The organism is Burkholderia sp. Bp8986 (assembly GCF_003854225.1).
Taxonomy (GTDB): Bacteria; Pseudomonadota; Gammaproteobacteria; order Burkholderiales; family Burkholderiaceae; genus Burkholderia.
Map to the genome: position 1 here is coordinate 30,076 of NZ_QTQM01000037.1, position 22,434 is coordinate 52,509.

The 22,434-nt window shown below is 67.8% G+C and carries 18 protein-coding genes; 15 read left to right on the forward strand and 3 right to left on the reverse strand.

Annotated elements, in window-relative coordinates; genetic code table 11:
* Positions 1-239 precede the first annotated feature (239 nt).
* From DID99_RS27030 to DID99_RS27065, 8 genes are all read left to right on the forward strand, one after another.
* A complete protein-coding gene (locus DID99_RS27030) occupies positions 240-1,166 on the forward strand; it encodes a sugar ABC transporter substrate-binding protein (protein WP_044846095.1) in 927 nt (308 codons plus the stop codon).
* Between the two features lie 68 nt (positions 1,167-1,234).
* Positions 1,235-2,809 carry a sugar ABC transporter ATP-binding protein gene (locus DID99_RS27035; RefSeq protein WP_044846094.1) on the forward strand — a complete coding sequence of 525 codons (1,575 nt, stop codon included), beginning with the start codon at positions 1,235-1,237 and terminating at the stop codon, positions 2,807-2,809.
* A 27-nt stretch (positions 2,810-2,836) separates the two neighbouring features.
* Positions 2,837-3,862 (forward strand): ABC transporter permease, encoded by a 1,026-nt coding sequence (locus tag DID99_RS27040; RefSeq protein ID WP_014722872.1) that lies wholly within the window; start codon positions 2,837-2,839, stop codon positions 3,860-3,862.
* A 37-nt stretch (positions 3,863-3,899) separates the two neighbouring features.
* Complete coding sequence (locus tag DID99_RS27045; RefSeq protein WP_124667848.1) at positions 3,900-4,814, forward strand: sugar phosphate isomerase/epimerase family protein; 915 nt, start codon at positions 3,900-3,902, stop codon at positions 4,812-4,814.
* Positions 4,815-4,888: 74 nt separating this feature from the next.
* Entirely contained in the window at positions 4,889-5,902 is a 1,014-nt protein-coding gene (locus DID99_RS27050) for a Gfo/Idh/MocA family protein (RefSeq protein WP_124571870.1), read from the forward strand.
* 85 nt (positions 5,903-5,987) lie between these two features.
* On the forward strand, positions 5,988-6,914 hold the full coding sequence (locus DID99_RS27055; protein WP_124488954.1) for a TIM barrel protein: 927 nt from the start codon (positions 5,988-5,990) through the stop codon (positions 6,912-6,914).
* A gap of 66 nt (positions 6,915-6,980) precedes the next feature.
* On the forward strand, positions 6,981-8,153 hold the full coding sequence (locus DID99_RS27060; RefSeq protein ID WP_124571868.1) for a Gfo/Idh/MocA family protein: 1,173 nt from the start codon (positions 6,981-6,983) through the stop codon (positions 8,151-8,153).
* Between the two features lie 307 nt (positions 8,154-8,460).
* Positions 8,461-9,345: a MurR/RpiR family transcriptional regulator gene (locus DID99_RS27065; RefSeq protein ID WP_124488956.1), complete on the forward strand. Its 885-nt coding sequence runs from the start codon at positions 8,461-8,463 to the stop codon at positions 9,343-9,345.
* A gap of 62 nt (positions 9,346-9,407) precedes the next feature.
* On the opposite strand, the gene DID99_RS27070 is transcribed toward DID99_RS27065, so the two are convergent.
* Positions 9,408-10,928 carry a CoA-acylating methylmalonate-semialdehyde dehydrogenase gene (locus DID99_RS27070; protein WP_124571867.1) on the reverse strand — a complete coding sequence of 507 codons (1,521 nt, stop codon included), beginning with the start codon at positions 10,926-10,928 and terminating at the stop codon, positions 9,408-9,410.
* Positions 10,929-11,044: 116 nt separating this feature from the next.
* Between DID99_RS27070 and DID99_RS27075 the strand changes: the two genes are divergently transcribed.
* The 7 genes from DID99_RS27075 to DID99_RS27105 all read left to right on the forward strand — a co-directional run bounded on the left by DID99_RS27075 (position 11,045) and on the right by DID99_RS27105 (position 18,418).
* A complete protein-coding gene (locus DID99_RS27075; RefSeq protein WP_124667849.1) occupies positions 11,045-11,980 on the forward strand; it encodes a LysR family transcriptional regulator in 936 nt (311 codons plus the stop codon).
* A 162-nt stretch (positions 11,981-12,142) separates the two neighbouring features.
* The gene (locus tag DID99_RS27080; RefSeq protein WP_006753156.1) at positions 12,143-12,370 is read left to right on the forward strand and encodes a sulfurtransferase TusA family protein; all 228 of its coding nucleotides are present in this window, start codon (positions 12,143-12,145) and stop codon (positions 12,368-12,370) included.
* Positions 12,371-12,650: 280 nt separating this feature from the next.
* Positions 12,651-13,076 carry a peptidase gene (locus DID99_RS27085; protein WP_124667850.1) on the forward strand — a complete coding sequence of 142 codons (426 nt, stop codon included), beginning with the start codon at positions 12,651-12,653 and terminating at the stop codon, positions 13,074-13,076.
* Between the two features lie 229 nt (positions 13,077-13,305).
* Complete coding sequence (locus DID99_RS27090) at positions 13,306-14,010, forward strand: response regulator transcription factor (protein ID WP_006402120.1); 705 nt, start codon at positions 13,306-13,308, stop codon at positions 14,008-14,010.
* Positions 14,007-15,368 (forward strand): FecR domain-containing protein, encoded by a 1,362-nt coding sequence (locus DID99_RS27095; protein WP_124667851.1) that lies wholly within the window; start codon positions 14,007-14,009, stop codon positions 15,366-15,368. The genes DID99_RS27090 and DID99_RS27095 overlap by 4 nt, the downstream gene beginning before the upstream one ends.
* 10 nt (positions 15,369-15,378) lie before the next feature.
* The gene (locus DID99_RS27100) at positions 15,379-17,766 is read left to right on the forward strand and encodes a CHASE2 domain-containing protein (RefSeq protein WP_124667852.1); all 2,388 of its coding nucleotides are present in this window, start codon (positions 15,379-15,381) and stop codon (positions 17,764-17,766) included.
* Positions 17,767-17,803: 37 nt separating this feature from the next.
* A complete protein-coding gene (locus tag DID99_RS27105) occupies positions 17,804-18,418 on the forward strand; it encodes a DUF4136 domain-containing protein (protein ID WP_044846084.1) in 615 nt (204 codons plus the stop codon).
* Between the two features lie 59 nt (positions 18,419-18,477).
* On the opposite strand, the gene galU is transcribed toward DID99_RS27105, so the two are convergent.
* A complete protein-coding gene (gene galU, locus DID99_RS27110) occupies positions 18,478-19,362 on the reverse strand; it encodes a UTP--glucose-1-phosphate uridylyltransferase GalU (RefSeq protein WP_044846083.1) in 885 nt (294 codons plus the stop codon).
* A gap of 87 nt (positions 19,363-19,449) precedes the next feature.
* Positions 19,450-22,317 (reverse strand): valine--tRNA ligase, encoded by a 2,868-nt coding sequence (locus DID99_RS27115; protein ID WP_124667853.1) that lies wholly within the window; start codon positions 22,315-22,317, stop codon positions 19,450-19,452.
* Between the last annotated feature and the right edge of the window lie 117 nt (positions 22,318-22,434).

Genomic DNA, 22,434 nt, shown 5'->3' on the forward strand with positions numbered 1-22,434 from the left:
GTGCGCGGCACGACACGGGAACGCCTGCCGCAAGGAATCGGGCTACGGAACGGAGTCTAGACTTTTTGGAAATCCAGTTCCCTAGGTGAAATCACGTAGAAATAAATTTCCAAATTTTCGAAGAAGTGATCTACAGTTTCATCCGGATGCTTCAGTCCGAATCGGATCCGATCGGACTCGGCCCGGCGGCGCGCAACGCGCCGTTTTTCCGCCCCCGGAGATGAGGAGACAGAGTGATCATGAAGACCAAGCTGATGGCCGCCGCGGCCGCCGCAATCCTGGCCATGCCGCTCGCGCATGCCGAGAAGATCGGCGTGACGATGGCATCGTTCGACGACACGTTCCTGACGATCCTGCGCAACAGCATCGGCGATGCGGCGAAGAAGGACGGCGCGACCGTGCAGATCGAGGACGGCGGCAACGACGTCGGCAAGCAGTTGAGCCAGGTCCAGAACATGATCGCGCAGAAGGTCGACGCGATCATCGTGAATGCGGTCGACACCGACGCGACGCCGAAGATCACCAAGATGGTGACCGCCGCGAAGATCCCGCTCGTCTACGTGAACCGCAAGCCGGTCGATTTCGACAAGCTGCCGGCCGGCGTCGCCGTGGTCGCCTCCGACGAGAAACAGTCGGGCACGCTGCAGGCGCGCCAGGTGTGCAAGCTGCTCGGCGGCAAGGGCGACATCCTGGTGCTGATGGGCGAGCTGTCCAACGAGTCGGCGCGCGCGCGCACCAAGGACATCGAGGACGTGATCGCGACCAAGGACTGTGCCGGCATGAAGATCGTCGACAAGCGCGAAGGCAAGTGGAGTCGCACGCAGGGCCAGGACATCACGATGAACTGGCTGAGCTCCGGGACGAAGTTCGACGCGATCGTGTCGAACAACGACGAAATGGCGATCGGCGCGATCAACGCGCTGAAGGCCGCGCGCAAGCTGACGCCGAAGACGGTCGTCGCGGGCATCGACGCGACGCCGGACGGGCTCGCGGCGATGAAGAGCGGCGAGCTGAAGGTGTCGGTGTACCAGAACGCGGCCGGGCAGGGCGCGCAGGCTGTCGCGGCCGCGCTCAAGCTGGCGAAGAAGCAGCCCGTCGAGCGCTTCGTGAACGTGCCGTTCGAACTCGTCACGCCGGAGAACATGAACCAGTACGCGAAGCACTGACCGGTTTGTCCGCTGAACTGCGCGGGCCCGGCGTGTCCGGGTTCGCGTGTGACTTTCGAGGAACGTCCATGTTTACAGCCAGGATGGCGCGCTCGATGGCGAGCGAAAGCGCGCCGGCCGCCTCGTCCGCCGCACCGGGTTCGTCCGGTGTGCCCGCCGCCGACTGCGTGCTCGAGGTGCGCGGCGTCGGCAAGTCGTTTCCCGGCGTCGTCGCGCTCGACGGCGTGCAGTTCCGCGTGCGGCGCGGCACCGTGCATGCGCTGATGGGCGAGAACGGCGCCGGCAAGTCGACGCTGATGAAGATCATCGCCGGCGTCTACACGCCCGACCAGGGCGAGATCCTGATCAACGGCGAGCCCGTCGTGCTGAACGGCCCGCTCGACGCGCTCGATCGCGGGATCGCGATGATCCACCAGGAACTCAACCTGATGCCGTACATGACGGTCGCGGAGAACATCTGGATCCGCCGCGAACCGAAGAACCGCTTCGGCCTGATCGATCACGCCGAGCTGCGCCGCCGCACCGCCGCGCTGTTCGAGCGGCTGTCGATCGACATCGACCCGGAAGCCGACGTGCGCACGCTGACGGTCGCGAGCCGCCAGATGGTCGAGATCGCGAAGGCCGTGTCGTTCGACTCCGACGTGCTGATCATGGACGAGCCGACTTCCGCGCTGACCGACAAGGAGGTCACGCACCTGTTCCGCATCATTCGCCAGCTGCGCGAGCAGGGCAAGGGCATCGTCTACATCACGCACAAGATGAACGAGCTGTTCGAGATCGCCGACGAGTTCTCGGTGTTCCGCGACGGCAAGTACATCGGCACGCACGCGTCGAGCGACGTCACGCGCGACGACATCATCCGGATGATGGTCGGCCGCGAGATCACGCAGATGTTCCCGAAGGAGGAGGTGCCGATCGGCGACGTCGTGCTGGCCGTGAAGAACCTCGGCGTCGACGGGGTGTTCCGCGACGTCAGCTTCGAGCTGCGCGCGGGCGAGATCCTCGGCGTCGCGGGCCTCGTCGGCTCGGGGCGCTCGAATGTCGCGGAGGCGCTGTTCGGCGTCGTGCCGGCCACCTCTGGCGAGATCCTGATCGACGGCAAGCCGGTGCGCATCGCCACGCCCGCGCAGGCGATGAAGCACGGGATGGCGTTCCTCACCGAGGACCGCAAGGACACCGGCTGCTTCCTGAATCTCGACCTGCTCGCGAACATGGAAGCGGCGGTGCTCAGCAACCGCTACGTGAAGTTCAATTTCGTGCGGCAGGCGCAGTTGAAACGCGACTGCGAGGAAATGAGCCGGATGCTGCGCGTGAAGACGCCCGGGCTGCACGAGGAAATCCAGAACCTGTCGGGCGGCAACCAGCAGAAGGTGCTGATCGGCAGATGGTTGCTCACGCAACCGCGCATCCTGATCCTCGACGAGCCGACCCGCGGGATCGACGTCGGCGCGAAGGCCGAGATCCACCGGCTCGTCAGCGCGCTCGCCGGCAAGGGCGTCGCGGTGCTGATGATCTCGTCGGAGATGCCGGAGGTGCTCGGCATGAGCGATCGCGTGATGGTGATGCACGAAGGCCGGATGACCGGCATCGTCGAACGCAAGGACGCCGACCAGGTCCGCATCATGGACCTGGCCTCGCGCTGAGCCGCAACAAGCATGGAGACAACTGAAATGGGCAACCTGAATCCGGTCGCGGACGCGCAGTCCATGACGATCAAGACGCGGCACGCGAAGTGGCCGCCCGAACTGAGCATCTTCCTGGTGCTGGTGGGCATCAGCCTGTTCTTCGAGGTGATCGGCTGGCTCGTCGTCGGGCAGAGCTTCCTGTTCAACGCGGAGCGGCTCGAGATCATCGTGCTGCAGATGGCCGTGATCGGCATCATCGCGGTCGGCGTGAACCTCGTGATCATCACGAGCGGGATCGACCTGTCGTCGGGGTCCGTCGTCGCGGCGGCGGCGGTCGTGTCGGCCAGCCTCGCGCAGGTGTCCGATTTTCCGCGCGCGGTGTTCCCGCACCTGACCGACCTGCCGATCATCTGGCCGGTGCTGGCCGGCGTGTGCGTCGGGCTGCTGGTCGGCCTGCTGAACGGCTCGCTGATCGCGCTGACGGGCATCCCGCCGTTCATCGCGACGCTCGGCACGATGGTGGCCGCGCGCGGCTTCGCGAAGTGGTTCACCAACGGGATGCCGGTATCGATGCTGACCGACCAGTTCGCGGCGATCGGCGCGGGCGCGAATCCGGTGATCATCTTCGTCGTGGTGGCCGCGATCTTCCACGTCGTGCTGCGCTACACGCGCTTCGGCAAGTACACGTATGCGATCGGCGCGAATCGCCACGCGGCCGTGGTGTCGGGCATCAACGTGACGCGCCATCTGGTGTTCGTCTACGCGATCGCGGGCCTGCTGAGCGGGATCGCCGGCACCGTGACGGCCGCGCGCGCGATCTCCGGCCAGTCGGGCATGGGCGTGATGTACGAGCTCGACGCGATCGCGGCCGTCGTGATCGGCGGCACGTCGCTGTCGGGCGGCCTCGGGCGCGTGACGGGCACCGTGATCGGCGTGCTGATCCTCGGCGTGATGACGTCGGGCTTCACGTTCATCCGGATCGACGCGTACTACCAGGAGATGGTCAAGGGCGCGATCATCGTCGCGGCCGTGATCGCCGACCAGTATCGCAACAAGAAGTCGCGCCGCTGACCGGCCGAGATCGAACACACAACCGATCGGGAAGAAAATGAAGATCGCTTTGGATCCCTACATGATTCGCCACCTTCCGCTCGACCGGCTGCCGCACGCGGTGGCCGAGCTCGGCTACGACCAGATCGAGCTGTCGCCGCGCAGCGACTTTCTCGACTGGTGGGTGATGCCGCGCGCGACGCGCGAGCGCATGGCCGCGTTCCGGCAAGCGTTGCGCGCAAGCGGCGTGGGCCTTGCGTCGCTGCAGCCGATGTACCGCTGGGCCAGCCCGTTCGATGACGAGCGGCAGTGGGCGGTGCGCTGCTGGAAGAAGGCGATCGAGGTCGCGCTCGAGATGGAATGCCCGCTGATGGTGTCCGAATTCGGGCGCGGCGCGTCGCCGGAGCGCTCGGTCGGCGAACGGCCGGGCGCGAACCCGAAGGAGCTGTGCGAAGCCGCGTGGTTCCGTTCGATGGACGAGCTGCTGCCGATCCTCGAGCGCGAACGCATCGTGCTGTCGGTCGAGCCGCATCCGGAAGACTGGATCGAGCAGCTGCAGCCGGCGATCGACATCGTCACGAACATCGGCTCGCCGTCGCTGAAGCTGTCGTACATCGCGCCGCACACGTTCTATTACGGCGACGACATGGCCGCGATGATCGCGGCCGCCGCGCCGATCCTCGCGCACGTGCGCGTGGCCGACACGTTCGATCACCGCAAGAGCAGCCAGCTGCGCTACATCGTGAACCCGCCGGGCTCGAACCAGATCCGCGTGCACCAGCATCTCGACATCGGGCAGGGCGAGATCGACTGGGACGTGTTTTTCCGCGCACTCTGCAGCGCCGGCTTCGACGGCGTGATGTCGTCGTGCGTGTTCGCGTGGGAGGACCGCGCGGAAGCGTCGTCGCGCTATATGCGCGACACGATCCAGCGCTACGTCGAACGCCATTTCGAACGGGCGGCCGCGCGCTGACCCGTTTTGGAACCATTGCCGACCGGCGCGGCACGGGCCGCGCCGTCGTTGAACCAGAGACTGGAGATATCCGGATGACCTTGCAAATCGGCGTGATCGGCTGCGGCGCGATCGGCCAGGACCATATCCGCAGGCTCACGCGAACGCTGTCCGGCGCGCGCGTGGTGGCCGTCAACGACATCGATCCGCAGCAGGCGCGCGACGCGGTGACGAAGTACGGGCTCGACGCGGAAATCTACGGCGACGGCCACGAAGTGGTCGCGGCAGCCGACGTAGAGGCCGTGCTCGTCACGTCGTGGGGGCCGACGCACGAGGCGTTCGTGCTCGACGCGATCGCGCACGGCAAGCCGGTGTTCTGCGAGAAGCCTTTGGCCGTCACGGCCGACGGCTGCATGCGGATCGTCGAAGCCGAGGTCGCGCACGGCCGCCGGCTCGTGCAGGTCGGCTTCATGCGTCCGTACGACGAAGGCTATCGCGCGCTCAAGCGCGTGATCGACGGCGGCGAGATCGGCGCGCCGCTGATGCTGCATTGCGCGCACCGCAACCAGTCGGTCGGCGAGCGCTATACGACCGACATGGCGATCACCGACACGCTGATCCACGAGCTCGACGTGCTGCGCTGGCTGCTCGGCGAGGACTATGCGAGCGCGCAGGTCGTCTATCCGAAGAAGACGCGCCATGCGTCCGCGCATCTCGCCGATCCGCAGATCGTGCTGCTCGAAACCGCGAGCGGCGTGCGCATCGACGTCGAGATCTTCGTGAACTGCCAATACGGCTACGACATCCAGTGCGAGGTGGTCGGCGAGAACGGCATCGCGAAGCTGCCCGATCCGCCCGCGGTCGGGCTCAAGCACGCGGCGCGGCAGTCGGTCGAGATCATGACCGACTGGAAGGAGCGCTTCATCGCGTCGTACGACGTCGAGCTGCAGGCGTTCATCGACGGCGTGCGGCAGGGTGCGCTGACCGGGCCGTCCGCGTGGGACGGCTATGCGGCGGCGGTCGCGGCCGATGCGTGCGTGCGCGCGCAGCAGAGCGGGGCGGTCGAGCCGATCGCGATGGCCGAACGCCCGGCGTTCTATGGCGGCTGAACCGGCTGAACACGCCGACACCGGGCCGCGTGTCCACGCGGCCATGCTCGCGGCCGCGCGCCGCTTTCCTGCGGGACTGACCGACATGACGATGAAGATTGGCTGCGCGCCCTGCTGCTGGGGCGTCGACGACGTGAAGAACCCGCACCTGCCGCCGTGGCGGCAGGTGCTCGCCGAGGCCGCACAGGCGGGCTATTCGGGCATCGAGCTCGGCCCGTACGGCTACATCCCGCTCGAGCTCGACGTGGTGAGCGCCGAGCTCGAGCGGCAGCGTTTGAGCATCACCGCCGGCACGATCTTCGACGACCTGGTGTCGCCGGAGAATCTCCCGAACCTGCTGCGCCAGACGCGCGAGATCTGCGCGCTGATCACGCGCTTGCCGAAGCTGCCGACGCAGCCGGGCCAGCGCCATGCGGCGCCGTATCTGGTCGTGATGGACTGGGGGCACGACGAACGCGACTACGCGGCCGGCCACGCCGATCGCGCGCCGCGCCTGTCCGCCGAACGCTGGGCGCGCATGGTCGACCACATTCGCGAAATCGCGACGATCGCGCGCGACGAATTCGGCGTGCGCGCGGTGATCCATCCGCATGCGGGCGGCTACATCGAGTTCGCGGACGAGATCGACCGGATCGTCGCCGACGTCGCGGCCGATACGGCGGGCCTCTGTCTCGACACCGGCCACCTTTACTACTCGGGGATGGATCCCGAGACGTGGCTGCGCCGTCACGCGGCGCGGCTCGACTACGTGCATTTCAAGGATATCGACGCGGCCGTGTACGACGCGGTGATGGGCGAACACATCGCCTTCTTCGCGGCGTGCGCGCGTGGCGTGATGTGCCCGATCGGCACCGGCGTGCTCGACTACCGCGCGATCCGTCGCGCGCTCGACGATATCGGCTATGCGGGATACATCACGATCGAACAGGAGCGCGATCCGCGCAATGCCGGCACGAGCCTGCGCGACGTCGCGGCGAGCCGCGAGTTTCTCGCATCGGCCGGGTTCGCGTAATCGGCCGTCGGCCCGACCCTCTGCACACACTTTGAACACCTGAACACGGACAGGAACACGACAATCATGATCGACGGACAGATTCTGCTCGGACATTCGATTCCCTGGGGCATGGTCGGCGGCGGGCTCGGCAGCCAGATCGGCTACAGCCACCGGTCGGCCGCATTGCGAGACGGCAGCTTCCAGCTCGTTGCCGGCGCATTCGACATCGATGCCGAACGCGGGCGGCAATTCGGCGTGAAGCTCGGTGTCGACGCCGGGCGCTGCTATCCCGACTACCGGACGATGTTCGACTCCGAGGCGAAGCGTGCCGACGGCATCCGCGCGGTGTCGATCGCGACGCCGAACAACACGCACTTCGAAATTTGTCGCGCGGCGCTGAACGCGGGGCTGCACGTCGTCTGCGAAAAGCCGCTGTGCTTCACGACCGAGGAGGCCGAGGCGCTGCAGCGGCTGTCGGTCGAGAAGAACCGCATCGTCGGCGTCGCGTACGGCTATTCCGGACACCAGATGATCGAGCAGGCGCGCGAAATGATCGCGCGCGGCGATCTCGGCGAGATCCGCATCGTGCAGATGCAGTTCGCGCACGGCTTTCACAGCGAGGGCGTCGAAGCGGCGAGCGCCGCCGCGCGCTGGCGCGTCGACCCGAAGTTCGCGGGGCCGAGCTACGTGCTCGGCGACATCGGCACGCATCCGCTGTACATCTCCGAAGTGATGGCGCCGGAACTGCGGATCAAACGGCTGATGTGCTCGCGGCAGAGCTTCGTGAAGAGTCGCGCGCCGCTCGAGGACAACGCGTTTACGATCATGGAATACGACACGGGCGCGATCGGCTACGTGTGGTCGAGCGCGGTGAACGCGGGCTCGATGCACGGGCAGAAGGTGCGCGTGATCGGCTCGAAGGCGAGCGTCGAATGGTGGGACGAACATCCGAACCAGTTGCGCTACGAGATCCAGGGGCAGCCCGCGCAGGTGCTCGATCGCGGAATGGGCTATCTGCATCCGCACGCATTGCGCGAGGACCGCATCGGCGCCGGGCATCCGGAAGGGCTGTTCGAAGCGTGGTCGAATCTGTACGCGCGCTTCGCGCTCGCGATGGATGCGGCCGATCGCGGCGACGCGCAGGCGTTGAAGAACATCCGCTTTCCGGATGTCCATGCGGGCGTCGAAGGCGTGCGGTGGGTCGAGAACTGCGTGCGGTCCGCCGATGCGGGCGGCGTATGGGTCGACTATCGGTAAGCAAGCGGCGACCGATGCGCGGCGTCGGCCGGCGGCCCAGGGCGGTTGCCGGCGACCCTCGGCGTCGCCGTTCGCATCGGCGTCGGTAGACGCCCTAATCTTTACGGCTCGGCGACGGCGTTGGAAAATCGTTTCCATTCCGGCCGTGGAGCGTGTGCAGGTGATGATCGAGCGCGTGGGAGCGAGCGTGCGGCGCGGGCCGTGCCGCAAACGTGATTAAATTCGCCCTTCATGCATGTCCATAGGTGAGTCCCGGGCGCACGCGCAGGCGGCGCGCGGATCGGGGCCGTCAACTTCGCGCTATCCGATGAGTTCATCCGAGAAACCACCCGCCACCGTCGAGGCGTTCCTGCAGCATCTGACGCAGGAGTACGACGGCCTCAGCAATCGCCTGAAGGTGATTGCGCGTCACGTGGAAACGCATCGGGACCAGCTGGGCCTGGAAGGCATCCAGTCGCTCGCGGAGGCGTGCGGCGTGCAGCCGTCGGCCGTCGTCCGGTTCGCGAAGCATTTCGGCTTTTCGGGCTTCTCCGAGATGCAGCGGCTGTTCCGCGAGGGGCTGGCCCAGCAGATCGCGCCGGGCCGCGCGTACAACCTGCGGCTGCGCGACGTGATCGAATCGGGCGAGTCGAGCCTGCAGCCCGAGCAGATCGCCGACGAATTCATCAAGGGCAGCATTGCTGGCATGCAGCAGCTGCGGCAGACGCTCGACCCGCACGCACTCGCACGGGCCGTCGACCTGCTCGCCGACACGCAGGCGATCTGGATCGCCGGCTCGCGCCGCGCGTTTCCGATCGCCGTGTATCTCGACTATGCGCTGCAGCACACCGACAAGCGCATCGGCCTGTTCAGCGCGCTCGGCAGCATGCATCTCGGCCAGATCCGCTCGGTGCGCGAGGGCGACGTGATGATCGTGATCTCGTTCATGCCGTACGCGGAAGAGACGGTGCAGGTCGCGCAGCAGGCCGTGCAGCGCGGCGCGCGCCTGATCGCGATCACCGACAGCCGGATGAGCCCGCTCGCGCGCGAGGCCGAGGTGACGCTGATGGTGCAGGACAGCGAGACGTTCGGGTTCCGTGCGCTGACCGCGACGATGGGCCTCGCGCAGAGCCTGTTCGTTGCGCTCGCGTACCGGCTCGAGCTGTCGTACCTGCCGACCGCCGACGGCGTACACGGCACGCAGGCCGGCTGACGCCGGCCTTCGATTCGCCGGCCGCCCGCGCATTCCATCGCCGGGCGGCGCGTCGACCCCGCTTACTTCGCGGTCGGCATCGCGAATTCGGCGCCCTTGCCGATGCTCGACGCCCAGCGCTGCATCACCGACTTCTGGCGCGTGTAGAAGCGCACGCCTTCCTCGCCGTACGCGTGCATGTCGCCGAACAGGCTCTTCTTCCAGCCGCCGAAGCCGTGCCAGGCCATCGGCACCGGGATCGGCACGTTGATGCCGACCATGCCGACCTGGACGCGCCGCGCGAATTCGCGCGCGATGCCGCCGTCGCTCGTGAAGCATGCGACGCCGTTGCCGAATTCGTGTGCGTTGATCAGGTCGACCGCTGCGCCGAAGTCCTTCACGCGCACGCAGCCGAGCACCGGCCCGAAGATCTCTTCCTTGTAGATGCGCATGTCGGGGCTCACGTGATCGAACAGCGTGCCGCCGGTGAAGAAGCCTTCCTCGCGGCCCGGCACGCGCAGCCCGCGGCCGTCGACCACCAGTTGCGCGCCTTCGCTGACGCCTTGCCCGATATAGCCTTCGATGCGCTTGAGCGCGTCGCCGGTGACGATCGGTCCCATCTCGACTTCCGGCGACATCCCGTCGCCGATCACCAGCTTGCGCGCGCGCTCGGCCACCAACGGCACGATCTTGTCGGCCACGTCGCCGACCAGCACCGCGATGCTGATCGCCATGCAGCGCTCGCCGGCCGAGCCGTACGCGGCGCCGATCAACGCGTCGACCGCCTGCTCGATGTTCGCGTCCGGCATCACGACGAGATGGTTCTTCGCGCCGCCGAGCGCCTGCACGCGCTTGCCCGACTGCACCGCGCGCTGCTGCACGTAGGCCGCGATCGGCGTCGAGCCGACGAAGCTGACGGCCTGCACGTCCGGGTGGTCGAGGAGCGCGTCGACCGCGCCCTTGTCGCCTTGCACGACGTTGAACACGCCGGCGGGCAGGCCCGCCTGCGTGAGCAGGTCGGCGATGAACAGCGCCGCCGACGGGTCGCGTTCGCTCGGCTTCAGCACGAACGTGTTGCCCGTCGCGAGCGCGACCGGGAACATCCAGCACGGCACCATGCACGGGAAGTTGAACGGCGTGATACCCGCGACGACGCCGAGCGGCTGGCGCATCGTCCAGTTGTCGATGCCGGTGCTGACCTGGTCGGTGAAGTCGCCCTTCAGCAGTTGCGGCACGCCGCATGCGAATTCGATGATGTCGATGCCGCGCGCGACTTCGCCCTGCGCATCCGAGAACACCTTGCCGTGCTCGGCCGTGATGATGGCGGCCAGCGTGTCGCGGTGTTCGTTCATCAACTGCAGGAAGCGGTGCAGCACGCGGGCGCGGCGGATCGGCGGCGTGTCGGCCCAGGCCGGGAACGCCGCACGGGCGGACGCGACGGCGCGCTGCACTTCGTCGTCGCCGGCGAGCGCGACGCGGCGCACCGCGCGGCCGAGCGCCGGATTGAAGACGTCCTGGAAGCGGCCGCTGCGGCCGGCGACGGGTGCGCCGTCGATGTAGTGGCCGACGTCGGCGTCGGACGTATAGGCGGGAACCGTGGTCATGCGTGTCTCCTGGGCATGGGAATGGGGAGTGGACGGAACCTAGTCTAGGCAAAGCGGCGGGGCGGGAGAAGGCCGCGCAACTTGATTCACTGTTCAGAATTCTGAATAATTGGCGGATGAATCAGCAAAATGTCCAGGCGCTCTGGCCGCATATCCACTCGCTGACGGTCCTCGCCGCGGCCGGCAGTTTCACGGCCGCCGCGCAGCGGCTCGGCATCAGCAAGGCCGCGATGAGCCAGCGCATCGCCGATCTCGAGAAGGCGGCCGGCGTGCCGCTCGTGCGGCGCACGACGCGCAGCGTGAGGCTCACCGACGCCGGGCAGACGCTGGTCGACAGCACGCGCGACGCGTTCGAATCGATCGGCCAGCACTTCGCGCGCGTGAAGGACCTCGCCGGCGAGCCGCGCGGGCCGCTGCGGGTGACGGCGCCGGTCGCGCTCGGGCGCCAGCAGGTCGTGCCGCACCTGCCCGATTTCCTGCGGCAGCACCCGGGCGTGCACATCGAACTCGACCTGTCCGACCGGCTGCATTCGCTGACGCAGGAGGGCTTCGACCTCGCGATCCGCCATACGACGACCGCGCCGCAAACCCACGTCGCGTGGAAGCTGTGCGACACGCGTTCGCTGCTGGTCGCGAGCCGCGACTACCTCGACGCGCGCGGTGCGCCGCGCCACCCGAGCGAACTCGTCGACCACAGCTGCCTGTGCTACCTGCGCGACAACGAACCGGCCGCCTGGAGCTTCGAGCCGGACGGCCGGCGGCGCCAGCGCGTGAGCGTGCCGGTGCGCGGCAGCTTCGCGGCCAACAACAGCGAGGCGATGCGCGAGGCCGCGCTCGGCGGGCTCGGCATCGCGCTGCTGCCGGATTTCAGCGCGCAGCGCGATCTCGACGCCGGCCGGCTCGTCGCGCTGCTGGACGGCTGGCGGCCGTCGGGCGCGTTCGGCGACCACATCTTCGCGCTGCGGCCGTACAGCCCGGTCGTGCCGAGCGCGGTGCGCGCGCTCGTGCGGCACCTGCGCGAGCGGCTCGCGGGCGGGTTCTCGGGCGCCTGACGGGCGCTCGGCGGGCGCTTGGCATGACGAGCGCGTGCCGAGCGCGGGCGCGCCGCGTCGCGCGGCCGGGCCCGGGCCGCGCGGGCAGGGGCGGCCGCGCTGCGGTAAAATCGCCGCTTCCTCCCGCGCCCGTGTGGCGCGTCATTCGAAGGTCGACAGCCGATGCAGATTCACAAGGAAGTGGACGCGCGCGGGCTCAATTGCCCGTTGCCGATCCTGCGCGCCAAGAAAGCGCTCGCCGATATGGAGAGCGGGCAGATCCTCAAGGTGCTCGCGACCGATCCGGGTTCGCAGCGCGATTTCGCCGCGTTCGCGAAGCAGACGGGCAACGAGATCGTCGAAGTGACGACGCAGGACAAGACCTTCGTGTTCCTGATGCGCCGCCGCTGACGGCCCGCATCACGCGCCCCTTGCGGCGCCCGCTCGCGCACCGTCCGCCGCGCCAACGGCGCGACACGAGCGCCAGCACAGACCCTCGCCCAGGCGCCTGTTCCATGGGAAAGCGCTCGTCTGACGCCTCTGACAATTCTTAAACCTCGCCGCACGACCGGCTGCGTATACTGACCCGGCCGGTCGTCCGTCTCGGATGAATGCACCGGCCACGGTACGTCATACGAGGCGGGCACGGGGGCCATGCCTGACGCTGCCGTCGTACAAACGGGGAGAGGACATGTCCTTCAGACCAGGGACCATTCGAAGTCCGTCCGCAGCGGAATGCATCGCGCCCGCACGTGCGGCGGGGTTGAGCCGGATCGAGCTCGACCCGCAACGGGATCGCCACGCGCGTGCCGCGCTCGAGGCGTATGCCGATTCGGCGGCGGCCGAGATGCCGTGGCTGGCCGAATCGCTCGACGAACGGCTGCGCGGCGCCGCGCGGGACGACGGCGCGGGCTTCACGTATTGCGGCGCGACGATCGGGCGCGTGTTCGATCTCGCGCAGGCGTGGGCGGCGAGCCAGCCCGACTATGCGGCGCCGGCGTGGGAGCGCGTGCGCAGCCAGCTGGAGCGGATGCTGGGGCAGCCCATGCTGGGCCAGCCCATGCCGGGGCAACCGGAGGCGCCGCCAGTTGCGCGACGGGAAGGATTATTCGAATAAAGGACCGTAGTCCGCGCAATTTCTTGGCGAATTTCATACTACTATGATGAAATCGCCGGTTCGTCCGTGCCCTGTTTTTGAGATGGGTTGCCGGGGCGCCGTATCGCGCAGGTTGCGCGCTCGGCAAACGACGGCTCGCCGGCCGGTGTCGGACGCCGCGCGCATGTTGCGCGGCGGGATGAGTGCGGGGAGCTGAACTGGACGAATCGATTTCGATTTGCGGGGTGCTATGAGAATTGCTGTACTGGATGATGATCCGGCCCAGACGGATTTCGTCAGTCAAACGCTGACGGCCGCCGGCCACACGTGCTATGCGTTCAAGGAAGGCAAGGCCCTGAAGAAGCGTCTGCAGCGCGAGACGTTCGATCTGCTCGTGCTCGACTGGAACGTGCCCGACATGTCCGGCGAGGAAGTGCTCAAGTGGGTGCGTGCGAACCAGACCGAGCACAGCCTGCCGATCATCTTCATGACGAGCCGCGACGACGAGGCGGGGATCACGCAGATCCTCAACGCCGGCGCGGACGATTACGTGGTCAAGCCCGTGTCGGGCCCGATCCTGCGCGCGCGCATCGGCTCGCTGCTGCGCCGCGCGTATCCGGTCAACGCGGAGGCGACCGTTCGCGAGTTCGACCAGTTCCGCTTCGACGTGAACCTGAAGCAGGCGTATGTCGGCGACAAGGCCGTGAGCCTCACGCAGAAGGAATTCGAGCTCGCGCTGCTGCTGTTCCAGCACCTCGACCGGCCGCTGTCGCGCGCGCACATTCTCGATCTCGTGTGGAAGCAGGCGACCGACATCCCGTCGCGCACGATGGACACGCACATCTCGATGCTGCGCACGAAGCTCGGCCTGCGGCCGGAAAACGGCTATCGCCTCGCGCCGATCTACGGCTACGGCTACCGGCTCGAGCGGGTCGGCCAGGGAGAGCCGGAGTGACCCGGCGCATCACGCAGCGCACGGCGAGCCTGCGCACGGCGGCACTGCATGCGGCGTGCGCGGTCGCGTTTGCGTTCGCGGCGCAGCAGGCCGTCGCGCAGCCGAGCGCTGCCGCGGGCAAGATGGTCGTCTACCGCACGCATGCCGGCGACACGCTGTACGACGTCGCCGCGCGCTACCTGCAGGGCCCGGACGACTGGCAGCTGCTGCAACGGATCAACGGCGTGCCAGCGCCGAAACACCTGCAGCCCGACATCGCGCTGAAGCTGCCGGTCGCGCGGCTGCGCAAGGAAAAGCTGACCGCGCGCGTCGTCGCGGTGCAGGGCACGGCCGAGCGCGCGTCCGGCGGCGCGTACGCGCCGCTCGCGAACGATGCGACGCTGACCGAGGGCGACCGCGTGCGCACGGGCGCGAACGGCTTCGTGACGCTCGAACTGGCCGACGGCACGCACATGAGCCTGCCGCCCGACAGCCAGCTCGACCTGAAGACCTTGCGCCGCACCGTGCTGACCGGCACGCTCGATCGCGAGTTCGAGCTCACGCGCGGCTCGGTCGACAGCGAGGTCACGCATCTGAAGAAGCGCGACGACCGCTTCCAGATCCGCTCGCCGTCGGTCGTGGCCGGCGTGCGCGGCACGCGGTTCCGCGTGAACTACGACGCCGCCGGCAACGCGGCGACGCGTGTCGAGGTGCTCGACGGCACCGTCGGCGTCGCGGGCAAGCAGCAGCCGACCGACCCGACGCTCGTGCATGCGAACTTCGGCAGCGTCACGACGTCGTCCGGCGCGGTCGGCGCACCCGTGCAGCTGCTGCCGGCGCCCGCGCTCACGCATCCGGACAAGGTGCAGGACGAGCCCGACCTCACGTTCGACGTCGCGCCGCTCGAGCATGCGCATGCCTATCACCTGCAACTCGCGCGCGACGCGGGCATGCTCGAACTGTTCAGCGAAACGCGCACGGTCTCGTCGCGTGCGGTGTTCCGCGAGGTGCCGAACGGCACGTACTTCGTCCGGATTTCCGCGATCGACGACAACGGCCTCGAAGGCATGCCGCACATTTACGCGTTCGAGCGGCGCCTGATGGGGCTCGATGCGAGCGCGTCGCCCGGCCCGGACGGCTACGAGTTCCGCTGGGCGCCGAACGACGCGGCCAAGGACGCGCGTTATCGGTTCGTGCTGTCGCACTCGAAGGACCTGAGCGCGCCGGTCGTCGACCAGATGGGCCTGAAGGCGCGCCGGATCACGGTCTCCCACCTTCCGCCCGGCGACTACTACTGGGCGGTGACGGTCGAGGAGTTCGAGGGCGGCAAGTTCTATCAGAAGACGAGTCCGGTCAGCGCGTTCACGTTGTCGCGCTGACCCGCGGCGCATGAAAACCGACTCCGTTTCCCCGCGGCGGCGCCTCGGCCGCCGCTTCCTGATCGAGTGGATCGCGATCGGCTGCCTCGGGATCGCGGTGATTCTCGCGTGCGCGCTCGGCCGGCTGTCGTCGAGCGTCGACGGGCTGATCTACGACCGGCTGCTGATGCTGCGCAGCCTGCCGCTGTCGCCCGACGTCGTCGTCGTCGACATCGACAACCAGAGCGTGTCCGCACTCGGCCGGTGGCCGTGGCCGCGCAGCGTGCATGCGCGGCTGCTCGACACGCTGGCGCGCGCGCAGCCGGCCGCGGTCGTCTACGACGTGCTGTTTACCGAGCAGTCGCCGGAGGATCGCGCGTTCGCCGACGCCATGGCCCGTGTGCCGACTTTCCTGCCCGTCTTGCTGAGCCCCGAACAGGCGGACGGTACGCGCACCGTCGATCCGCCGGTGGCGGAGCTGTCGGCACGCACGATGGGACTTGGCCACATCAATCTCGAAGTCGATCCCGACGGCATCGTGCGTAGCGTCGCGCTGTTCGAAAGCGACGGCCGCGTGCGCTGGCCGCAGCTGATGGTGCCCGTCTATCGTGCGATCCAGGCCGGCCGGCTGCATCCGGTCGGCGGCACGCCCGGCGCGCAAGCGCACGACCTGTCGCGCGACGCGACCGGCGACGGCCGTTACCTGATCCCGTTCAGCCGCAACACGCCCGCGTATCCGACGCTGTCGTTCGACGACGTGCTCGAAGGGCGCGTGAAACCCGACGCACTGCGCGGCAAGATCGTCGTCGTCGGCGTGACGGCGTCGGGCCTCTACGACCGCTTCGCGACGCCGGTGTCGGGCGACTTCGGTCCGCTCGCCGGCGTGTATATCCACGCGAACGTGCTCGACATGCTGACGACCGGCAGCGCGATCCTGCCTGCATCGCGTGCCGGACTCTTCGCCGCCTCGGTGCTGCCGCTCGCCGTGCTGCTGGGCGGCTTCCTGATGCTGTCGCCGTGGCGCGCGCTGCTGCTGACGCTGAGCCTGGCCGCGCTGGCCGTCGTCGCGAGCCTGGTCCTGCTGTTCGAGGCGCGCGTGTGGCTGTCGCCCGCGCCGGCCATCTTCGGGCTGGTCGCCGTCTACCCGATCTGGAACTGGCGGCGCCTGGAAATGACGATGTCGTACCTGCGCCGCGAGCTGCAGCGGCTCGCCGATGAGCCGCACCTGCTGCCCGAGGCGCCGCGCACGCGCAGCGTCGGCGGCGACGTGCTCGAACGGCAGATGGCGCTGATGGCGCAGGCCGCGCAGCGCGTGCAGGACATGAAGCGCTTCGTGTGGGACAGCCTCGACAGCATGCCGGAGCCGATCTTCGTCACCGACCTGGCCGGCACCGTGCTGATCGCGAACCATGCGGCGAAGCGCTACGGTTCGCGGCTCGCGCTGCCGGTGCCGGAAGGGCGGCCGCTGCGCGCCGCGCTCGGCGAGCTGACCTTCATGAAGACCGTCGACGGCAACGCCGAACACGACGTCACGATCCGCGCACACTGGCCGGACGCGCTCGACCCGACGCTCGGGGCCGAAGACGACGCGATGGCGCGCGGCATCGAGGTGCGCGATCGCGACGGGCTCGACCATCTGTTACGCTACGCCCCGTGTACGAACGCGCAGGGCCGCGTGACGGGCTGGATCGCCGGTCTGGTCGACGTGACCGAGCTGCACGCGGCCGAGCGGCAGCGCGAGGAGGCGCTGCACCTGCTGTCGCATGACATGCGCTCGCCGCAGTCGTCGATCCTCGCGCTCGTCGAGATCGAGCGCGATCGCGTCGAAACCGACGCGATGCGCGGGCTGCTCGCGCGGATCGAGCGCTATGCGCACCGTGCGCTGTCGCTCGCCGACGAGTTCGTGCAGCTGGCGCGCGCGGAGTCGCAGGCGTACCAGCTCGAACCGACGAGCCTGGTCGACGTGCTGATCGACGCGAGCGACGAAGTCTGGCCGCAGGCGCAGGCAAAGCGCATCCGCATCGAGACCGACGTCGGGGCCGACATGTGCTGGACGCGCGCCGACCGCTCGCTGATCACGCGCGCGTTCGTCAACCTGCTGAACAACGCAGTCAAATACAGTCCGTCCGACACGGTGATCGCGTGTACGCTGTCGGTCGAGCATGAATCGAAGCGGATCTTCTGTACGATTCGCGATCAGGGGTACGGCATCGCGCCGGAAGATCTGCAGCATCTGTTCGAGCGTTTCAAGCGGTTCCATGCCGGCGAGCGGCCCGAAATCTCGGGCTCCGGGCTCGGCATGGCATTCGTGAAGACGGTCGTCACGCGCCACGGCGGCAGCGTGACGGTCGACAGCGAAGTGGGTGTCGGCACCGCGGTGACGGTGTCGCTGCCCGCGATCGACGAGCCGTCCGCCTGACAGGGCCGGGCACGACGGCAGGCATTTGGGGGAAGTCATGAGAAAGGAATGGGCAGCGGCCGCGCTGGCGGCGTCGCTGTTGACGGGTTGCGCCGGCGTCACGACCGGCGTGAGCGCGCTCGGGCAGCCGAATGCGTTCGCATCCGGTGCGCACGGCTACGATTTCGTTCGCACGGCCGCTCAGGCCGACGATGCCGAATACCGGCAGATCGAGACGCTCGTGCACGACGAGCTCGCGCAGCGCGGCTTCGACGCGCAGCCTGGCCAGGCCGCGCGCTACCGGCTGTCGATCGCGTATGCGACGCAGCCGGCGTCGGTCGCGGCGACGGCCGACCAGTGCGGCGCGGCAAGCAGCGCGTGCGTGACCGTCGACGGACCGGCGCCGTTCGCGCTGCCGTTCGCGGGCAAGGTGTACCGCCACGTGCTGACGCTGCGTTTCGTCGATGCGAAGACGGGCGTCGACGTCTATCGCGTGTCGGCGTCGCTGCGCGATCGCGATGCGCTCACGCAGCAGGCCGCGCCGACACTCGTGAAGAGCGCGCTCGCGAAGCTGCCGTTCGAGCAGGGTGACGGCTGGCTCGTGAAGACGAAAAAAGACGACGCGGGCGCAATGCCGGGCGTCGTCTCGGTGAAGCCGGCCGTCACGCGCTGACGCGCCGGCCGTGAGGCGAGGGCGGCCCGCCGGGGAGGCGAGGCCGGCCCGTGCCGCGTTCAGGCAGCCGGTTGCCCGTTGCCGCGCGCGCGCAGGTACGCGTCGAAGTCGGTGCCGACTTCCGGGTGGCGCAGCGCGAACTCGACCGTCGCCTTCAGGTAGCCGAGCTTGCTGCCGCAGTCATAGCGCGTGCCCTGGTACTTGTAGGCCAGCACCTGTTCGTCGGCGAGCAGCGCCTGGATCGCGTCGGTGAGCTGCAGCTCGCCGCCCGCGCCCGGCTTCAGCGCACGCAGGTGTTCGAAGATCCGCGGCTTCAGGATGTAGCGGCCGACCACGCCGAGGTTCGACGGCGCGACTTCCGGCTCCGGTTTCTCGACGATCGCCGACATCTTGACGATCGACTCTTCCCACTCCTTGCCGTCGACGATGCCGTACGACTTCGTCTCCGACGGCGGGATCTCTTCCACGCCGATCACCGAGCTGTGATAGTGGTCGAACACGTCGACCATCTGCTTCATCACGGGCGGGTTGCCGTCGAGCAGGTCGTCGGCGAGGATCACGGCGAACGGATTGTCGGCGACGAGCTTCTCCGCGCACAGCACCGCATGGCCGAGGCCGAGCGCTTCCGGCTGGCGCACGTAGAAGCAGTCGACATGGCTCGGCTTGATGCTGCGCACGAGCTCGAGCAGCTTCTCCTTGCCGCGCGCCTCGAGTTCGGCCTCGACCTCGTACGACTTGTCGAAGTGATCCTCGATCGCGCGCTTGCTGCGCCCGGTCACGAAGATCATCTCGGTGATGCCCGCGGCGATCGCTTCCTCGACTGCGTACTGGATCAGCGGCTTGTCGACGACGGGCAGCATTTCCTTCGGGCTCGCCTTCGTTGCCGGGAGGAACCGCGTGCCGAGACCGGCAACGGGGAATACCGCCTTGGTGACTTTCAACATGATCGAACCTTTATTCCTGTAATCGACTTGTCAGACAGCCTATGTTCACGTTCCGATTATAGTGAACGCAAACGACCTTACCGTTTGTTACGCAGGCAACCGATCGAGCTGAGCGCGCAGTTTTTCCAGCGTGCTCTGGAATTCGGCGACGCGCTTCTGCTCCTGCTCGACCACGGCCGGCGGGGCTTTCGCGACGAACGCCTCGTTGCCGAGCTTCGCATTGCACTTCGCGATCTCGCCCGTCAGGCGCGCGATTTCCTTCGACAGGCGCTCGCGTTCGGCCGCGACGTCGATTTCCACCTTCAGCACCAGCTTGTTCGGGCCCACGATCGCGATCGGCGCGCCGTGCGCTTCCTTGTCGAGGGTCGCTTCGTCGGCCAGGATCTGCACTTCCGACAGGCGCGCGAGGGCTTGCACGTACGGCGCGAACGAGCGCAGGCGCTCGGCATCGCCGGCCGCGAGCAGCGGCACCTTGGTCGCCGGCGACAGGTTCATCTCGCCGCGCAGGTTGCGGCACGCGTCGACGATCGCCTTCAGGTCGGCCGCCCATTGTTCGGACACCTCGTCGATCTTCTGCAGGTTCGCGACCGGATACGCCTGCGTCATCAGCGACGCTTCGCCCTCGGCCTGGCCTTGCGGATAACGGCCGGCGAGCGGCGCGACCTTCTGCCAGAGCGCTTCGGTGATGAACGGGATGATCGGGTGCGCGAGGCGCAGCACCGTTTCCAGCACGCGCAGCAGCGTGCGGCGCGTCGCGCGCTGCTGTTCCGGCGTGCCGTTCTGGATCTGCACCTTCGCGAGTTCGAGGTACCAGTCGCAGTACTCGTCCCACACGAACTTGTAGATGCTGGTCGCGATGTTGTCGAAGCGGTAATCGGCGAAGCCCTTCGCGATGTCGGCCTCGGTGCGCTGCAGGAGCGACACGATCCAGCGGTCGGCCGCCGAGAAGTCGAGGTAGCCGCCGGGGCCGCAGTCGCCCGCGCCGCACACTTCCGGCTTGTCGGCGCCGCAGTCGTGGCCTTCGCAGTTCATCAGCACGAAGCGCGTCGCGTTCCACAGCTTGTTGCAGAAGTTGCGATAGCCTTCGCAGCGCGCGAGGTCGAAGTTCACGTTGCGGCCGAGCGTCGCCATCGACGCCATCGTGAAGCGCAGTGCGTCGGTGCCGAACGCGGCGATGCCGTCCGGGAATTCCTTGCGCGTCTTCTTCTCGATGGTCGCGGCCTGCTTCGGGTTCATCAGGCCGGTCGTGCGCTTCGCGACCAGCGTCTCGAGGTCGATGCCGTCGACGATGTCGATCGGGTCGAGCGTGTTGCCCTTGCTCTTCGACATCTTCTGGCCTTCCGCGTCGCGCACGAGACCGTGCACGTAGACGGTGTGGAACGGCACCTTGCCGGTGAAGTGCGTCGTCATCATCACCATCCGGGCGACCCAGAAGAAGATGATGTCGAAGCCGGTGACGAGCACCGACGACGGCAGGAAGTGCTGCAGTTCAGGCGTTTCGTTCGGCCAGCCGAGCGACGAGAACGGCACGAGCGCCGACGAGAACCACGTGTCGAGCACGTCCTCGTCGCGCTTCAGCGCACCGGTGTAGCCCTTCGCGGTGGCCTGCGCGCGCGCCTCTTCCTCGTTGCGCGCGACGAACACCTCGCCGTTCTCGCCGTACCAGGCGGGAATCTGGTGGCCCCACCACAGCTGGCGCGAGATGCACCAGTCCTGGATGTTCTCGAGCCACTGGTAGTAGGTGGTCGTCCAGTTTTCCGGCACGAACTTGATCTGGCCGCTGCGCACGACGTCGAGCGACGTTTCGGTGATCGACTTGCCCGGGTTGAACGTGCCTTCCGGCGCCGGCTTCGTCATCGCGACGAACCACTGGTCGGTCAGCATCGGCTCGATAACGACCCCCGTGCGGTCGCCGCGCGGCACCATCAGCTTGTGCGGCTTCACGGAGTCGAGGAAGCCCTCCGCATCGAGGTCGGCGACGATCGCCTTGCGCGCGTCGAAGCGGTCGAGGCCGCGATACTGCGCGGGGCCGTTGTCGTTGATCTTCGCGTCGAGCGTCAGGATCTCGATCGGCGCGAGGTTGTGGCGCAGGCCGACCTGGTAGTCGTTGAAGTCGTGCGCGGGCGTGACCTTCACGACGCCCGTGCCGAACTCGCGATCGACGTAGTCGTCGGCGATCACCGGGATCTCGCGGCCCGTCAGCGGCAGCGTGACGAGCTTGCCGATCAGGTGCGCGTAGCGCTCGTCTTCCGGGTGGACCATCAGCGCGACGTCGCCGAGCATCGTTTCCGGACGCGTGGTCGCGACGGTCAGCGAGCCCGAACCGTCGACGAGCGGGTAGCGGATGTGCCACAGGTGGCCGTTTTCCTCCTCGCTCGCGACTTCGAGATCCGACACCGCGGTGAGCAGCACCGGATCCCAGTTCACGAGGCGCTTGCCGCGGTAGATCAGGCCCTGTTCGTAGAGCGTGACGAACACGTCGCGCACGGCGGCCGACATCTTGTCGTCCATCGTGAAATATTCGCGCGACCAGTCGGTCGACGCGCCGAGGCGGCGCACCTGGCCCGTGATCGTCGAGCCGGACTGCTGCTTCCACTCCCACACACGCTCGACGAACTTTTCGCGGCCGAGGTCATGGCGCGATACGCCCTGCGCGTCGAGCTGGCGCTCGACGACGATCTGGGTCGCGATCCCCGCGTGGTCGGTGCCGGGCACCCACAGCGTGTTCTCGCCGAGCATCCGGTGGTAGCGGGCGAGGCCGTCCATGATCGTCTGGTTGAACGCGTGGCCCATGTGCAGCGTGCCGGTGACGTTCGGCGGCGGCAGCTGGATCGCGAAATCGGGGCGCGCCGGGTCGAATGCCGGGGCGGCATAGCCGCGTTTTTCCCACTCCGGCCCCCATTGGGACTCGATGGTGTGGGGCTCGAAACTCTTCGCAAGCGTGCTGTCGCTCATGGTTGGAAATCTGCCGAAAAATGCGTGAATTGGATGCCGAATCTGACAATTATAAATGGATGCACATCGGCCAGCCATCGCTTGCCCGCGCGGGCGGGTCGCAAGGGGCGTGCAGCG

Excerpts from the sequence above, each read along its gene's own strand:
- DID99_RS27050 (WP_124571870.1), top strand. The coding sequence starts at position 4,889 with ATGACCTTGCAAATCGGCGTGATCGGCTGCGGCGCGATCGGCCAGGAC.
- DID99_RS27105 (WP_044846084.1), top strand. The coding sequence starts at position 17,804 with ATGAGAAAGGAATGGGCAGCGGCCGCGCTGGCGGCGTCGCTGTTGACG.
- DID99_RS27090 (WP_006402120.1), top strand. The coding sequence starts at position 13,306 with ATGAGAATTGCTGTACTGGATGATGATCCGGCCCAGACGGATTTCGTC.
- DID99_RS27070 (WP_124571867.1), bottom strand. The coding sequence starts at position 10,928 with ATGACCACGGTTCCCGCCTATACGTCCGACGCCGACGTCGGCCACTAC.
- DID99_RS27100 (WP_124667852.1), top strand. The coding sequence starts at position 15,379 with ATGAAAACCGACTCCGTTTCCCCGCGGCGGCGCCTCGGCCGCCGCTTC.
- DID99_RS27055 (WP_124488954.1), top strand. The coding sequence starts at position 5,988 with ATGACGATGAAGATTGGCTGCGCGCCCTGCTGCTGGGGCGTCGACGAC.
- galU (WP_044846083.1), bottom strand. The coding sequence starts at position 19,362 with ATGTTGAAAGTCACCAAGGCGGTATTCCCCGTTGCCGGTCTCGGCACG.
- DID99_RS27085 (WP_124667850.1), top strand. The coding sequence starts at position 12,651 with ATGTCCTTCAGACCAGGGACCATTCGAAGTCCGTCCGCAGCGGAATGC.
- DID99_RS27065 (WP_124488956.1), top strand. The coding sequence starts at position 8,461 with ATGAGTTCATCCGAGAAACCACCCGCCACCGTCGAGGCGTTCCTGCAG.
- DID99_RS27080 (WP_006753156.1), top strand. The coding sequence starts at position 12,143 with ATGCAGATTCACAAGGAAGTGGACGCGCGCGGGCTCAATTGCCCGTTG.
- DID99_RS27115 (WP_124667853.1), bottom strand. The coding sequence starts at position 22,317 with ATGAGCGACAGCACGCTTGCGAAGAGTTTCGAGCCCCACACCATCGAG.
- DID99_RS27035 (WP_044846094.1), top strand. The coding sequence starts at position 1,235 with ATGTTTACAGCCAGGATGGCGCGCTCGATGGCGAGCGAAAGCGCGCCG.
- DID99_RS27040 (WP_014722872.1), top strand. The coding sequence starts at position 2,837 with ATGGGCAACCTGAATCCGGTCGCGGACGCGCAGTCCATGACGATCAAG.
- DID99_RS27030 (WP_044846095.1), top strand. The coding sequence starts at position 240 with ATGAAGACCAAGCTGATGGCCGCCGCGGCCGCCGCAATCCTGGCCATG.
- DID99_RS27060 (WP_124571868.1), top strand. The coding sequence starts at position 6,981 with ATGATCGACGGACAGATTCTGCTCGGACATTCGATTCCCTGGGGCATG.
- DID99_RS27045 (WP_124667848.1), top strand. The coding sequence starts at position 3,900 with ATGAAGATCGCTTTGGATCCCTACATGATTCGCCACCTTCCGCTCGAC.
- DID99_RS27075 (WP_124667849.1), top strand. The coding sequence starts at position 11,045 with ATGAATCAGCAAAATGTCCAGGCGCTCTGGCCGCATATCCACTCGCTG.